This is a genomic window from Microvirga antarctica, assembly GCF_017921815.1.
Classification (GTDB): Bacteria; Pseudomonadota; Alphaproteobacteria; order Rhizobiales; family Beijerinckiaceae; genus Microvirga; species Microvirga antarctica.
Map to the genome: position 1 here is coordinate 483,169 of NZ_JAGEMM010000002.1, position 14,307 is coordinate 497,475.

Below are 14,307 nucleotides of genomic sequence, written 5' to 3' on the forward strand. Positions count from 1 at the left end.
GATTCGGCCATGCCGGACGGGACGCCCATCATTACAGAGCCTCGACAGCGTTTGGCAAGGTGAGATGCAGCCGCAAGGTCAACGTGATGAACAGGCAAGCCCCCACCACTGTGCCGCGCGTGCAACAGTGCTGCATGTTTCGGCCTTTCTCCGTGACAATTCGTTAACCTAACACTGCCTATGGGTTATGGAGGGGCACTCGGAACGGTTGGCGCTCGGGATGCACATCGAACGGCTTACTCACCTTCTTTGCGTTATGATTCTGGCGGCTGTTGCAGTCGCGGGCGTTCCGGACGCGTGGGCACAGGGCGGCAACGGCATCGCACGGCCCGCATCGACGAGTGTCATCGCCGCTGCGGTGACGGTCCGCGCCGAGGCGGACCGCACCCTCTTTTCTGTCACTCTCTCGGAACCGGTCGAAGCGAACGCCCATCTGATGGAAGGTCCGGACCGTGTCATCGTCGATTTGCCTGAGGTCGCCTTCCACGTCCCCACAGATCAGGGCAGCAAGCGGGAAGGGTTGATCGCCTCCTACCGTTTTGGCCTGTTCGCTCCCGGACGGTCGCGGGTCGTGATCGATCTCAGCCAGCCGGCAACGGTGGCCGATATCAGGGTGCAGACGGATGCGCCCGGCGGCGCCGCGGTTCTGATCATCGAATTGAAACACGCTGACCGCGACGAGTTTCGCAAGGTCATGGCGGCGAACCCTGCCAAGTCAGCCAAGGTCGGACCTGAGCGGGAGGCGGTGGCCGAGAAGGCAGACGAGCGCCCGATCATCGTCATCGACCCGGGTCATGGGGGCATCGATCCGGGTGCCAACGGCGCCAATGGGATCGTCGAGAAGGATCTGGTCCTCACCTTCGCCCGTGAACTGAGAAAAAGACTCTCGAATTCAGGCTATTACCGCGTTGTCTTAACGCGCGATGAGGACGTGTTCATCTCACTCGGAGACCGCGTGCGTGCCGCGCGGGGCGCGAAGGCCGATCTCTTCATCTCCATTCATGCCGATTCGATCTCGGGCGGCCAGGGTGTTCGCGGACTGACGGTCTATACCGGCGCCGAGCGGGCCTCGGACGCGGAATCGGCACGCCTGGCAGACCGCGAGAACAAGGCCGATGCGGCGGCCGGCATGGATTCCACCGACGGCCCCGACGAGGTCGTCGATATCCTGCAGGAACTGACGTCCCGGGAGACGCGAAGCTTCTCCCATCGCTTCGCTGGCCGGCTCGTGGGCGAGCTCGACTCGGTCGCCCAGTTGAACAAGAATCCCCGGCGCGAGGCCGGCTTCCGGGTCCTGCGCGCGCATGACGTACCGTCGGTCCTGTTGGAACTCGGTTACCTGTCGAGCCGCAAGGACCTCGATCTGCTGGTGTCCGATGAGTGGCGCGGCAAGGCGATCGGCTCGATGGCCGTCGCCATTGACCGCTTTTTCGCCCAAAGACTGGCGCGCCAAGGGGCTGCCGCAGTTTCACCATAGAAACCGTGTGGATATCCGTGGCGGGGACGCGATTCCTCGGTTAACAGAACGGACAGGCCAACGGTGCCGGCCGGTCTCGAGGCCGGCGGTTGCGTCGGCAGATCAGCATAACCGGGCGCAGGGCGCCGAGAACGGAACACTTTCGGATGCGCTTCGTCCTTAGATTTTTCGGGTTTCTGTTCAGCGTCGGGACCATCTTTTTCCTGATCGCGGCGGCTGGTCTGGCTGTCGGCTATTTCATGTTCTCCAAGGACCTGCCCGATCACGCCCAGCTGGCCGATTACGAGCCGCCGGTGATGACCCGCGTGCACGCCTCTGATGGCTCGCTGATCGCCGAATATGCCCGCGAGCGGCGGCTCTACATGCCGATGCAGGCCATGCCGAAGCTCGTCATCGAGGCGTTCCTGTCGGCCGAAGACAAAAATTTCTACAAACATGCGGGTATCGATCCCGAGGGCATCGTGCGCGCCATCGTGGCCAATTTCCGCTCGGGCGGACGCCGCGAGCAGGGGGCCTCGACCATCACGCAGCAGGTCGCCAAGAACTTCCTGCTGTCCAATGAGCGCACCTACCAGCGCAAGATCCGCGAGGCGCTGCTGGCGCTGCGGATCGAGGCGACCTTCCCGAAGGACAAGATCCTCGAGCTCTATCTCAACGAGATCTATCTCGGTCTGGGGAATTACGGCGTCGCGGCGGCGGCCCTTAACTATTTCGGCAAGTCGGTCCATGAACTGACCGTCGCGGAAGTGGCCTATCTGGCGGCTCTTCCGAAGGCACCGAACAACTATCATCCCTACCGGCAGAAGCAGGCGGCCCTGGACCGCCGGAACTGGGTCATCGATCGCATGGTCGATAACGGTTATGTGAAGCGTGAAGACGGTGACGTCGCCAAGAAGGAGCCGCTTGTCGTCTCTCCCCGGTCGATTTCGCCCAATAGCATCGCGTCGGGGTATTTCGCCGAGGGCGTCCGCCGCGACATCGCGGACCGTTACGGGGAAGAGACCCTCTACGAAGGCGGTCTCCTGATCCGCTCCACCCTCGACCCGCAGATGCAGGCCATGGCCCGCAAGGCGCTGGTCGATGGCCTTGTGCGCTTCGACGAGGCGCGGGGCTGGCGCGGGTCGCAGCAGAAACTCGAACTCACCGGTCGCGAATGGGGCCTGGCGCTGGCCGAGGTTCCGGTCCTCGGCGACGTCCAGCCCTGGCGGCTCGCGGTCGTCCTCGAGGTTGCGGGTGGACGGGCGCGGATCGGCCTCCAGCCCAAGAAGGGCGGTTCCGGACAGGTCGTCGTGGATCGCCAGATCGGTTACGTGGGCGCCGACGGCGTGAAATGGACGCGGCGCGGGGTCGAGAAGGCGCTCGCCAGCGGCGACGTGATCTATGTCGAGCCGATCGACGGCAAGCCCGACCAGTTCCGCCTCCGTCAGATTCCTGAAATCTCCGGCGCCATCGTGGCCATGGACCCCTATACGGGCCGCGTTCACGCGATGGTCGGCGGCTTCTCGTTCGACCAGAGCGAGTTCAACCGCGCCAACCAGGCGATGCGCCAGCCGGGCTCGTCCTTCAAGCCGATCGTTTACGCGACCGCCCTCGACAAGGGCTACACGCCCTCAAGCCAGGTTCTCGACGCACCGTTCGTGCTCGATATGGGACCAGGGCAGGCGGCCTGGGCACCCTCGAACTATGACGGCAAGTCGGCGGGCCTGCGGACGCTGCGCTATGGCGTCGAGCATTCCAAGAACCTGATGACGGTGCGTCTCGCCAACGAGGTCGGCATGCCGGCCATCTCGGAATATGCGCGGCGGTTCGGCGTCTATGACGACATGCTGCCCCTGCTGTCGATGTCGCTGGGCGCCGGCGAGACGACGGTCATGCGGATGACGGCTGCCTATTCCATGTTTGTGAATGGCGGCCGCCGCATCAAGCCCACGTTGATCGACCGCATTCAGGACCGTTCCGGCAAGACGATCTATCGCCATGACGACCGCAAATGCACCGGCTGCGATGCGGCCGAGTGGGATGGCGGCGCGGCGCCGCGCCTGACCGACAATCGCGAGCAGGTCATCGATCCGCTGACGGCCTATCAGGTCACGTCGATCCTCGAAGGCGTGGTCCAGCGTGGCACCGCGCAGAGCGTCAAGGCGGTCGGCAAGCCGCTCGCCGGCAAGACAGGCACGACCAACGACGCCAAGGACGTGTGGTTTGTCGGCTTCTCGCCGGATCTCGCCGTCGGCGTGTTCATCGGCTACGACAAGCCCGCCTCGCTGGGCAATGCCGCGACTGCCGGGCAGTACGCTGCTCCGGTGTTCCGTGACTTCATGCAGATGGCGCTCAAGGACAAGCCGGCCACGCCGTTCCGTGTGCCGCCGGGCATCAAGCTGATCCGGGTCAATGCCTCGACGGGCCTTCGTGCCGGCTCGGGAGAGGGTGGCGGCGTGATCGTCGAGGCGTTCAAGCCGGGCACCGGTCCGCCGGAAAGCTACATTCCGGTCGAGGTCGAGCCTCCTCAGAATTTCGCCCCCGAGGCGCAGCGTGCGCTGCCCCCGGGAAGTGTCGGCGGATTGTATTAAACTCACCCTCATCCATATGTGACGTAGAGGCCGGCGGCTTTACAGCTGTCGGTCCTGAAAGTATGACGCCGCGACCCCTAGTCGGAAGTTTTGAGAGACCATGCGCGCCGAAATCGAACATCTCGTAGACGAATCCAAGCAGTCGATCGGACTGCTGAGGAGGCATCTTTGACTGGGACAACGCCCAGCGCCGCCTCGCCGAACTGAATTCCTTCGCCGAAGATCCCAACCTTTGGAACGATGCCGACGCGGCGCAGAAGATCATGCGCGAGCGGACCTCGCTCGAGGACCAGATCTCGGCGATCCGCCGCCTCGAGCAAGACCTCGAGGATGCGATCACGCTGATCGAACTGGGCGATGCCGAGGGCGACGCCGCAACCGTCAAGGACAGCGAGGAACTGATCCGCGCCGCCCATGCGGAGGCCGCGCGCCGGCAGGTCGAGACGCTTCTGTCCGGCGAGGCTGACAGCAACGACAGCTATGTGGAAGTCCATTCGGGCGCCGGCGGAACGGAGAGCCAGGATTGGGCCTCGATGCTGCAGCGCATGTATGCCCGCTGGGGCGAGCGCCGGAAATACAAGGTCGAACTGCTGGAGGTCACCGACGGCGAAGAGGCCGGGATCAAGAGCGCCACGCTGCTGATCAAGGGCCATAACGCTTATGGCTGGCTCAAGACCGAATCCGGTGTCCATCGGCTCGTGCGGATTTCCCCCTACGATTCAAACGCCCGCCGCCATACGAGCTTTGCGTCCGTGTGGGTCTATCCGGTGGTGGATGACCGGATTAACATCGAGATCAAGGAATCCGATTGTCGGATCGACACGTTCCGCTCCTCGGGCGCCGGCGGCCAGCACGTGAACACGACGGATTCTGCGGTCCGCATCACCCATATCCCGAGCGGCATCGTGGTCGCCTGCCAGCAGGAGCGCTCCCAGCACAAGAACCGGGCCACCGCCTGGAACATGCTGCGCGCCCGCCTCTACGAGGCCGAGCTAAAACGTCGCGAGGAAAAGGCGAGCGCGGAAGCAGCCTCGAAATCCGAGATCGGCTGGGGTCACCAGATTCGGTCCTACGTGCTGCAGCCGTACCAGATGGTCAAGGATCTGCGCACGGGCACGCAATCGACCAGCCCGCAGGATGTGCTCGACGGCGATCTTGATCCCTTCATGGAAGCCTCGCTGGCGCAGCGCGTTTACGGCAACGAGGCGGAGGTCGAGGATATCGACTAGCAACGTTGCGGGCCATTTCCTCAGATGATCAGGAAATGGCTCGCCTTGATGTTGAGCCCGGATGAGAGCGTGGCAAGCTTGACCGCAGCTTGCGAGCCGGTTCCGTCAGGATCATAGAAGACCGCGCCGGTGTGGTCCTTGTCGTACATGACCCGTGAGGTGTCCAACGTCGCTTTCGTGCCGAACGCGAAGGCATTCTCTTTGAGATGCCCCTTCGCCCCCACCTTTGCGAAGGCCGCCCGGGTGAACTGGATGTGATCCTCCGTCACGACGAAGTCGATGATCTTGTCGGCATAGCGAGACGAGACGGTCTTGGTGTCGAACCGAAAGGTATCGCGGCCCGGGCCGCCGATCAGGATGTCGCTGCCGGCACCGCCGATCAGGACGTCGTTGCCCACCAGCCCCTGCAGCCGGTCGTTGCCCGCCATCCCCTTGATGACGTCCCGCACGCTGGTGCCGAGGATCACGTCGTTTCCGACCTTCCCGGTCTGCGCCAGGACCTCCGATTTCGCATTCCAGGCCCAACTCGCCAGATGCTTGCCGTCCGTTCCGGACTTTCCGTAGATGTGCTGGACAGCTTGAAGATCTAGCGGTCCGAGGGCGGTCGGCGACGCATCATCTCCCGACGTGTAGGCCATGACCGTCGCTTTGACGTGATCGACGGATGAGGAGAGCAGGCGCTTGTTCAGGTTCGAGGTCGCGAAGGGATGCTTCAGGCCGATTGCATGGCCGACCTCATGAAGCAGCGTGTAGGCCTTGAAGGCCGTGTCTTCCTTGAAATAACTGCGATAGGCCGGGTTCAGGTAGACATTGCCTGAAATGTCGCCGAACGATGTAAAATACGTTAGGGTCCTGACGTTCTCCGTCTCGGTCGAGGGGTAATAGGCGAAAGCAGAGCTGTTTGACGAAATCCAGCTGAACTGGATGTCGCCGTGATTGCTCTTGGTCTCAAGGAACCGGATTCCCGATGCGTCGCCCCATTGTTTGAGGGCCGCACGGGCATCGAGGATGTCCTGCGTGGCGAACGGCGCCCAACTGTCGCGAATCGATCCCAGCACCTCCCGGTCGCCCAGCGTCATGGCCTTCGGGAACGAATACGTGATGAAGCCCGGCTTCGCGGTGGCCTTCAGCGTGGGCGACGACACCCAGCTCTCCCCCGACAGGATGCCGCGAAAATCCGACACCCTGACCGCCGGCCCGGCACTATAGGCCGGGGCGCTCAGCGCCTGGGCGCCGGAATCGTCCCAGCCATGCCCCTGTTCAGCGACGCGCGGCGCATACATTCACCAAATCTCCCGTTACCTGAGGATGAAAGCAGGTTGCCGATGAACATGGCATGCACGACTCTCGGTGAATTGATCCTACACGACGAGCAAAGACCTAGACATGCGCTCATAGAGCGCGGGCTGCAGCCAGCACTTCCTCTACGTGACCAGGGACTTTCACCTTCTCCCACACGCGCGCGATCTTGCCGTCGCGGTCAATCAACAGGGTCGTGCGCTCGACGCCCATGTATTTGCGTCCGTACATGCTCTTCTCGACCCACACCCCGTAGGCCTCGAGCATGGTCTTCGTCTCGTCGGACGCGAGCGTGAAATCGAGATCGTATTTCGCCCGGAACTTGTCGTGGCTTTTCATGGCATCCGGCGAGACACCGACGATCTCGGTATCGGCTTTGGCAAAATCCGCCTTCATCTGCTGGAAAGCCTGCGCCTCCAGTGTGCACCCGCTGGTATCGTCCTTCGGGTAGAAATACAGCACCACCTTGCGCCCCTTCAGGCCATCCAGTGTCAGCATCTGTCCACCAGTAGCCGGCAACGTGAAAGCCGGGGCGGTATCGCCTGCTGCTAGGGTCATGGATCGCCTTCCTTTCGACGGATTGTGATGATTGGAAACAGCCGCAATCATTGAAAGACATGGTCGCGGCGCGTGCGCAAGAGGGCTAAGGTCTCCCTCTGATTCCCTTCCATGATTACTTGAGCCGGGTTGCAGACGACATCAGAATGAAGCCGTTATCCAGACTCAAGTCCCGCCGGAGCAAACCGGTCAAGCGGAGCCGGGTTGCGCGGGTCGTGCGCGGATCGGCCTATTCGTGTGTGGCCGTCGCTGTCCTGATCGCCGTGGCATTCGGCCTCCTCTACATGCGCCTGTCGGCGGGACCGCTCAGCTTCGGAAGCCTTCCGGACCGGGTCGCGGAATCGATTGCGGCCCGCATCGGGCCCGGTTGGTCCGTGACATTGCGAGATACGGCGCTGGAACTTCACGGCGGCGCTCCCGCCTTGCGGGCCAACGGGCTCGACGTGCGCGATCCTGCCGGCGGACTGGTGCTGCGGGCGCCCTCCGCCGTGGTCAGCGTCGATGGCGTTTCCCTTCTCACCGGGAATCTGCAGCCGAAATCCATTGAGGTGAGAGACCTTCAATTGCGGGTGCTTGTTGCCCGTGACGGGGCCCTGACGTTCTCGCCGGTGCCGCCCGGGGAGGGGGGAGAGCAGCCTGCTCCGACCGGACCAGGGCCCTTGATCGAGGTTGCGCCCCGGCCGGGCGTTGCGGCACCCGATGCGTCACCTGTTTCGAACGTGGTCGGCTCGCTCTTCGACCTTATCGTTGGCCCGCAGAGCATCCTGAACTCCCTTGATCGCGCGCGGCTGACAAATGCGCGACTGATCTTCGTCGACGCCGACCAGCGCCAGCGCGCAGCTTTCAACCGGGTCGATGCCACCTTCGACTGGGCCGATGACGGCGGACGCCGATTCGAAGCCAGTCTCGAGGGCTCGCAGGGTGCCTGGGAGCTGAACGGCGATGCCGATCCCGATGGCGCCGGCGGTTATCGTGCGGAGATTCACGCGAAAGGCGCGCCGATCCAGGACATCCTGCTCCTGGCTGGTCAGTCGGCCCTGCCCGCAACCACGGACCTCGCGTTTTCGGGACGGGTCGACGCTGCCTATTCGGCGGGACGTGTGACCGAGCTCAAGGCCACCCTGTCGAGCGAGGCCGGTCAGGTCCAGGTTCATGACAAGGACACCTCGCCCATCATCGTCGAGCATTCCGATATTGCCGTCTCGTGGGACGAGGCCGCCAAGGCCCTCGATCTCGTCAGGTTGCACATGCGCGGCGGACAGAACGAGGTAACGCTGACCGGCCGGCTTACGACGCGGGTGCCCCATGACGGCTGGACCCTCGCGCTCGCCGGCAAGGACATCGTGCTGTCAGGGGCGGCTGCCGGCGACTCGCCCGTGCGCATCGCCAGTCTGGCGGGAGAGCTGTCAGGGCCCGAAGGGGTTGTGCTCAAATCCTTGCGGCTGCGCGGAGAGGATCTGTCGGCGGAGATCGACGGCGTGCTGGCGTCGGCCACGGATCCGGGTGCCTTGGCGCTCAAGGTGCGAGGCGCCAAGACCTCCGTGCGCACGGCGCTCCGCCTTTGGCCGGAAGCCGCCAATCTTCCGGTCCGGCAGTTCCTGATCGGCAGCCTCAAGGGCGGGCGGGTCGAGTCCATGGATCTGAAAGTTGCCATGTCCGGGGCCGAGATGACGCGCGCCGTCAACGGCGGCCCCATCGCTCCTGAGTCGCTGGCAATCGATTTTGCCATTACCGATGGCGTGTTCTTTCCTGCCCAAGGGCTGGCGCCCCTGTCGCAGGCCAATGTGACGGGCGTGGTGAGCGGCGTCGATGTGCGGTTGCGCGCCCCGTCCGCGCGGGTCGATCTCGACGGCGGCCGCCACATGACCGGGTCTGACGGGTCTTTCGTTCTGGAGAATTACTGGCGGCCGGATGCGGCCGCGGCCATCGATTTCCGCCTGACCGGCGGCGCTGATGGCCTGGGCGCGCTGCTGCAGCAGCCGCTCGTGCACGAGATGGCGGGCTTCGAGGTGGATCCTGCGGCCATGAAGGGCAATGCCGACCTGAAAGTGAGGGTCGGACTGCCGGTCAAGCATATCCCGCCCTTCGCCGATTTGCCCATTGCGGTCAGCGGAACAGTCACCGATCTGGGCATCGACAAGATCTTCGGGAAGGACAAGCTGGAAGGGGCCAAGGTCGCCATCGCGTACGACAAGGGCGATCTCACCATCAAGGGGGATGGCAGGATCGGCGGGAGCCCGGCCGTCATCGACCTTCACCAGACGCCAGGCGGGGGCGAGGCGAACGTGACCTTCAATCTCGACGAGGCGGCGCGTGCCAAGCGTGGACTGTCCTTCGGCAGCCAACTGACCGGGACGTTGCCCCTGAGGGTTGTGGTACCCCTGGGCAAGGAAGCAAAACCCGGGCTGCGCGTGGATGCGGATCTCACCAAGGTCGCCATCGACCAACTCGTTCCCGGTTGGGTCAAGCCCGCTGGCCGAGCCGCCAAGCTGTCCTTCACCACGACAGACGCGTCCGCGACCGAAATTCGCGATCTCCAGCTCGATAGCGGAGCGACGCAGTTTCGCGGAAGCGCCAGCCTCAACGCCGATGGCGGTCTCGACAAGGCGGATCTCTCGACGTTCAAGTTGTCGCCGGGCGACGACATGCGCGCGCAGGTCGATCGCTCCGGGGGCGTCTACAAGGTTGTGATACGTGGCAATGTGGGCGATGCCCGACCCTTCGCGAAGGCGGCCGACGCGCCGCCGGCGACGGGCCGAAACGCCGGCTCGACCCGCGACAGCCGGGACTTCGACCTCGACCTCAATCTCAATATCCTGACAGGCTTCAACGAGGAGGCGATCACCAACGCCGCTGTCAAAGCCTCGGTCCGCAAGGACAATATGCGCCAGCTCGATCTCAAGGGCCGGCTCGGGGCGACGAACCTCACCGCTCGGACCGTGAGCGCTCCCGGTGGGAGCCCGCAGATTGTCGTGCAATCCGACAATGCGGGTTCGCTTCTGCGGTTTCTCGACATCTACAAGCGCATGGGCGGCGGCGATCTCGTCCTGCAGATGGGGACCGGCGACGGGCCCCAGGCCGGTGTCCTGACCGTGCGCGACTTCTCGCTCAGCAACGAGCCGGCCCTGCGGCGGATCATCCCGACACAGACGCAGGTGGTGGCGGGGCAGGACAGCGCGGGCAAGCCGCAGGCGGTTCGCGTCGACGTGAACGAGGCCCGGTTCAGCAAGGCGCGGGTGGATTTCACGCGCTCGGCCGGGCGTCTCGATTTCAAGGATGCGGCTGTCTTCGGCAGTCAGGTTGGCTTCACTCTTGGGGGCTATATCGACAATGCCCGCGACAAGATGGATGTGTCGGGCACCTTCGTGCCGGCCTACGGGTTGAACAACGCCTTTGCGCAGGTCCCGCTCTTCGGCCCGCTTCTGGGCGGCGGACAATATGAGGGTCTGTTTGCGGTGAATTTCCGCGTCAGCGGTCCGGTGGCGGGACCGACGCTCACCGTCAACCCGCTTTCGGCCGTGGCGCCGGGTTTCCTCCGCAAGCTGTTCGGCGCGGGCGGCGAGGCGCCGACGGGATCGCTCCCGACGACGCCCGAACGCTGACCGACAGGGTCAGACGGCGCGCAGCAGCACGTGGCGCTTCTTGCCGAACGAGAGCTTGATGACGCCCTCGGGTGTGAGGTTGGCGGTGCGCAGGACCCCGCGCTCGTCCGTGACAATCTGATCGTTCACCCGCAAGCCGCCGCTCTTCACCTGACGGCGCGCTTCCCCGGTGGAGGGGAGAAGCTTGGCGTATTCCGGCCCGAAGGCCGTCAGGACGCCGAGCCCCGCATCGAGTGACGAGGCCGGGATCTCCACGGTCGGGAGACTTTCGGAAAGGGCTCCCTGCTCGAACGTCTGGCGTGCGGTCTCGGCCGCCACCTCGGCGGCCTCGCGCCCGTGAAGGAGAGCGGTGGCCTCGGTCGCCAGCACCTTCTTGGCCTCGTTGACGCCGGCGCCCTCAAGCGCTGCGAGCTTATGGATCTCGTCCATCCCCAGCAGCGTGAAGAGCTTCAGGAAGCGGATCACATCGGCGTCTTCGGTGTTGCGCCAGAACTGCCAGTAATCATAGGCGCTGAGCATATCGGCGTTGAGCCAAACGGCGCCGGAGGCAGTCTTGCCCATCTTGGCCCCGGACGCGGTGGTGAGGAGCGGGCAGGTCACGGCGTAGAGTTGCGAGGTTCCCGAGCGGCGGCCCAGGTCGATCCCGTTGACGATGTTGCCCCACTGGTCCGATCCGCCCATCTGCAGGATGCAGCCGTAGCGCTTGTGCAATTCCACGAAATCGTAGGCCTGCAGGATCATGTAGTTGAATTCGAGGAACGACAGCTCGTGCTCGCGCTCGAGCCTGAGCTTCACGCTATCGAAGGACAGCATGCGGTTGACGGAGAAGTGGCGGCCGACATCGCGGAGGAACTCGATGTAGTTGAGCTTGGTCAGCCATTCGGCGTTATCGACCATGATCGCGTCGCGCGGGCCGTCGCCGAACGTGATGAGACGGGCGAAAACGCCCTTCAGGCTCGTCTTGTTGTCCTCGATCTGCTCGGGCGTCAGCAGTTTACGGCTCTCGTCCTTGCCGGATGGATCTCCGACGCGGGTCGTGCCGCCACCCATGAGCGCGATCGGCTTTCCGGCTCCCGTCTCCTGAAGCCAGTGCAGCATCATGATCGACAGCAGGTGCCCCACATGGAGAGAGGGGCCGGTGCAGTCATATCCCACATAGGTCGTGAGTCGGCCCTCAATGGCCGCCGCATCGATACCCTCGAAATCGGAGGTCTGGTGAATGAAGCCGCGCTCGGTGAGCACCTTCAGAAAATCGGATTTCGGCGCGTTCATCGCGTTTCTCGAGTCTCGGACAGTGGAATGGAGGCCAAACCTCTATCGGCGTGTCCCTATACCCACAAGAGATTTCAGATAAGGGCGTTCGCCGCAGCGCTGGAAAAGCCTGCTGCCCCCAAGAGCATCTCTTCGCCCCGGCGACGCCATTGACGCATGCGGTTTGCGTGATAGTATAACAAAACGTTAAGAGCATGAGGGGGCTTTACGATGCGCAACCACACTCAAGCGACTAGTGGAGGCACGCCCCTGGTAAGCGCCTCCTCGACGGGTCAAAGTGACACTGAAGGTTCCGCGCCGTTGTGGGGTCCGAACGGCGAAAGTCTCGAGGCTCCATCGTCTTTGAACGGCATGGATCCTGCTCTGATGGCAGCAGGCGCTCCGATCTGGACCACCGTCGGGAACTGGGTGTCTCAACAGGTGAGCGCGGTCTATAATTACGTGTCCAACAATGTTTCGGGCGCGCCCCTCGGCATCTTCTCGGCCCTTGCAGACACGGCCCCCTATTCGATGCCAGGAGTCAAGTTCTCGACCCACAACGATCTGCCGTCCGATGTGCGCGCACTGTTGTCAGGGTCGGAGTGGAACAAGTCCGTCGTGACCTACAGCTTCCCGGATTCGCGCTGGGACTACCAGTTGATCAACCCGAGCGCGTCCGGCTACCGCACGGCACAGTTCGGGACGGAGCAGGCGGTGCGCTATGCGCTCGAGGGATACAGTCCCTATGCCGGTGGCCCTAAAATGGGGATGACCTCGGTCGAGAGCTTCACCAATCTGTCTCTGGAATATGCCGGCCGCAATGACGCGACGTTGCAGATCTCTGGCTTCAATCCCGGCAGCGTGATCAACCGGAGCCATGCCTACTATCCGGGAGTGCCCTTCTATAGTGGCGATGTCTGGCTGCACTACGACGTGACGGCGACGGGGACCTACAATGCATATTTGGCCTTGCACGAACTTGGCCACTCACTCGGTTTGAAGCATTCTCACGAGTCCGGTGGCTCATTGCCGACGATGAGCGCCGAGCACGACAGTGTTGAATATACCGTGATGTCGTACAAGACATTCTCGGATTCGCCCCAAACCTTCATGCAGTATGACGTCGCCGCCTTGCAGGCGATGTATGGCGCGGACTTCACGACCAATAGCGGAAATACCGTCTATAACTGGTCCCCGACCACCGGCGAAGCGTTCGTCAATGGCGTCGGACAGGGTGCGCCCGCCCGGAACTACATCTTCATGACTGTCTGGGATGGCGGCGGCAACGACACTTATGACGTCTCGAATTATCACGGGGCGACATCGATCGATCTTGCGCCGGGCGGCTATGTGAAGTTTTCGCAAGAGCAACTCGCCTATCGTGGCTCATCCGTCTATGCCCACGGGAACGTCTACAACGCGTTCCAATTCCATGATGACCCGCGCTCCCTGATCGAGAACGCCGTGGGTGGCACCGGCAATGACGACATTCGTGGCAATGCCGCGGACAATGTCCTCACTGGCAATGCGGGCGACGACACCCTTTCGGGCGGGACCGGGAACGACAGGCTTCTGGGCGGCGACGGGGTCGACCTCATCTCCGGCGGGGCTGGCGCGGATACGCTGGATGGCGGCGCAGGCACCTACGACACGATCGGATACAGCGATTCCGCCGTGGGGGTGAACGTCAATATCGGCACGAACACGGCCTCCGGGGGTATCGCCAACGGCGACCGGATCTCAGGGTTTGAGAACATCATCGGATCGTTCGGCAACGACGTGCTCTACGGTTCGGCAGGCGACAACGCCATTTTCGGCGGAAGCGGCGGCGACCAGATCGTTGGCTCCGGTGGCAACGACTGGCTGACCGGTGAGGATGGTGACGATATGCTGATCGTCACCGATGGCGGCTCTGCCACCATGACAGGTGGGGCAGGTGATGACCGTTTCGTCGTTTTTCCCGGCACGAAGGCAAAGATCCTCGATTTTGCCGCCGGCGCGGGGACGCCGGACGAGATCATGATCTACAAGAACATCTTTGCCAGCTTTGCGGAGGTGAGCGCTGCAGCGGTTCAGAATGGCAACAATGTGTCTATCACCAAGGGCGATTTCGGCATTGAACTTGTGAACGTTCAGCTGGCAAAGCTGCAGGCAAACGACTTCATCTTCATGAACATCTGATCAGGGATTCTTGGCGGTTCCCTGCACACCGACCGTCGTCGTCAGTCGCGGCGATCTGCGGCACGCGGGACGGTTCCAAAGCACCACAATCGGCCAAACGAAAACGGCAGGTCCCGCGACCTGCCGTTTGTCAATTGGCG

The 14,307-nt window shown here is 63.3% G+C and carries 8 protein-coding genes; 5 read left to right on the top strand and 3 right to left on the bottom strand.

The genetic code is table 11. The features are described from left to right. Positions 1 to 220: 220 nt before the first annotated feature. The 3 genes from J4G32_RS09665 (at position 221) to prfB (ending at position 5,276) form a co-directional block, all read left to right on the top strand. The gene (locus tag J4G32_RS09665; protein ID WP_246504935.1) at positions 221 to 1,477 is read left to right on the top strand and encodes an N-acetylmuramoyl-L-alanine amidase; all 1,257 of its coding nucleotides are present in this window, start codon (positions 221 to 223) and stop codon (positions 1,475 to 1,477) included. A gap of 146 nt (positions 1,478 to 1,623) precedes the next feature. Further along, the gene (locus J4G32_RS09670) at positions 1,624 to 4,047 is read left to right on the top strand and encodes a penicillin-binding protein 1A (RefSeq protein ID WP_210488316.1); all 2,424 of its coding nucleotides are present in this window, start codon (positions 1,624 to 1,626) and stop codon (positions 4,045 to 4,047) included. Positions 4,048 to 4,147: 100 nt separating this feature from the next. Further along, positions 4,148 to 5,276, top strand: a protein-coding gene (prfB, locus tag J4G32_RS09675) for a peptide chain release factor 2 (RefSeq protein ID WP_210488339.1) whose coding sequence is annotated in 2 segments (ribosomal slippage) — positions 4,148 to 4,216 and positions 4,218 to 5,276 — 1,128 coding nt in all. Because the reading frame shifts where the segments join, the coding sequence is not laid out codon by codon here. Between the two features lie 20 nt (positions 5,277 to 5,296). On the opposite strand, the gene J4G32_RS09680 is transcribed toward prfB, so the two are convergent. Both J4G32_RS09680 and bcp read right to left on the bottom strand, forming a co-directional pair. Continuing rightward, a complete protein-coding gene (locus tag J4G32_RS09680; protein ID WP_210488390.1) occupies positions 5,297 to 6,559 on the bottom strand; it encodes a M10 family metallopeptidase in 1,263 nt (420 codons plus the stop codon). Positions 6,560 to 6,668: 109 nt separating this feature from the next. Continuing rightward, positions 6,669 to 7,133 (bottom strand): thioredoxin-dependent thiol peroxidase, encoded by a 465-nt coding sequence (gene bcp / locus J4G32_RS09685; protein WP_210488411.1) that lies wholly within the window; start codon positions 7,131 to 7,133, stop codon positions 6,669 to 6,671. Between the two features lie 146 nt (positions 7,134 to 7,279). Between bcp and J4G32_RS09690 the strand changes: the two genes are divergently transcribed. Further along, positions 7,280 to 10,735: a hypothetical protein gene (locus J4G32_RS09690; RefSeq protein ID WP_210488424.1), complete on the top strand. Its 3,456-nt coding sequence runs from the start codon at positions 7,280 to 7,282 to the stop codon at positions 10,733 to 10,735. A 9-nt stretch (positions 10,736 to 10,744) separates the two neighbouring features. Here the strand turns inward: J4G32_RS09690 and tyrS are convergent, their stop codons facing one another. Then, positions 10,745 to 12,007: a tyrosine--tRNA ligase gene (tyrS, locus tag J4G32_RS09695; RefSeq protein WP_210488524.1), complete on the bottom strand. Its 1,263-nt coding sequence runs from the start codon at positions 12,005 to 12,007 to the stop codon at positions 10,745 to 10,747. Between the two features lie 366 nt (positions 12,008 to 12,373). Here tyrS and J4G32_RS09700 point away from each other — a divergent pair, with 366 nt between their 5' ends. Next, complete coding sequence (locus tag J4G32_RS09700; protein ID WP_210488548.1) at positions 12,374 to 14,167, top strand: M10 family metallopeptidase; 1,794 nt, start codon at positions 12,374 to 12,376, stop codon at positions 14,165 to 14,167. The last annotated feature ends 140 nt before the right edge of the window (positions 14,168 to 14,307 follow it).

Bases quoted from the DNA above. Each gene is read 5' to 3' on its own strand.
- J4G32_RS09665 (WP_246504935.1), top strand. From the start codon at position 221: ATGCACATCGAACGGCTTACTCACCTTCTTTGCGTTATGATTCTGGCG.
- J4G32_RS09670 (WP_210488316.1), top strand. From the start codon at position 1,624: ATGCGCTTCGTCCTTAGATTTTTCGGGTTTCTGTTCAGCGTCGGGACC.
- J4G32_RS09680 (WP_210488390.1), bottom strand. From the start codon at position 6,559: ATGTATGCGCCGCGCGTCGCTGAACAGGGGCATGGCTGGGACGATTCC.
- bcp (WP_210488411.1), bottom strand. From the start codon at position 7,133: ATGACCCTAGCAGCAGGCGATACCGCCCCGGCTTTCACGTTGCCGGCT.
- J4G32_RS09690 (WP_210488424.1), top strand. From the start codon at position 7,280: ATGAAGCCGTTATCCAGACTCAAGTCCCGCCGGAGCAAACCGGTCAAG.
- tyrS (WP_210488524.1), bottom strand. From the start codon at position 12,007: ATGAACGCGCCGAAATCCGATTTTCTGAAGGTGCTCACCGAGCGCGGC.
- J4G32_RS09700 (WP_210488548.1), top strand. From the start codon at position 12,374: ATGGCAGCAGGCGCTCCGATCTGGACCACCGTCGGGAACTGGGTGTCT.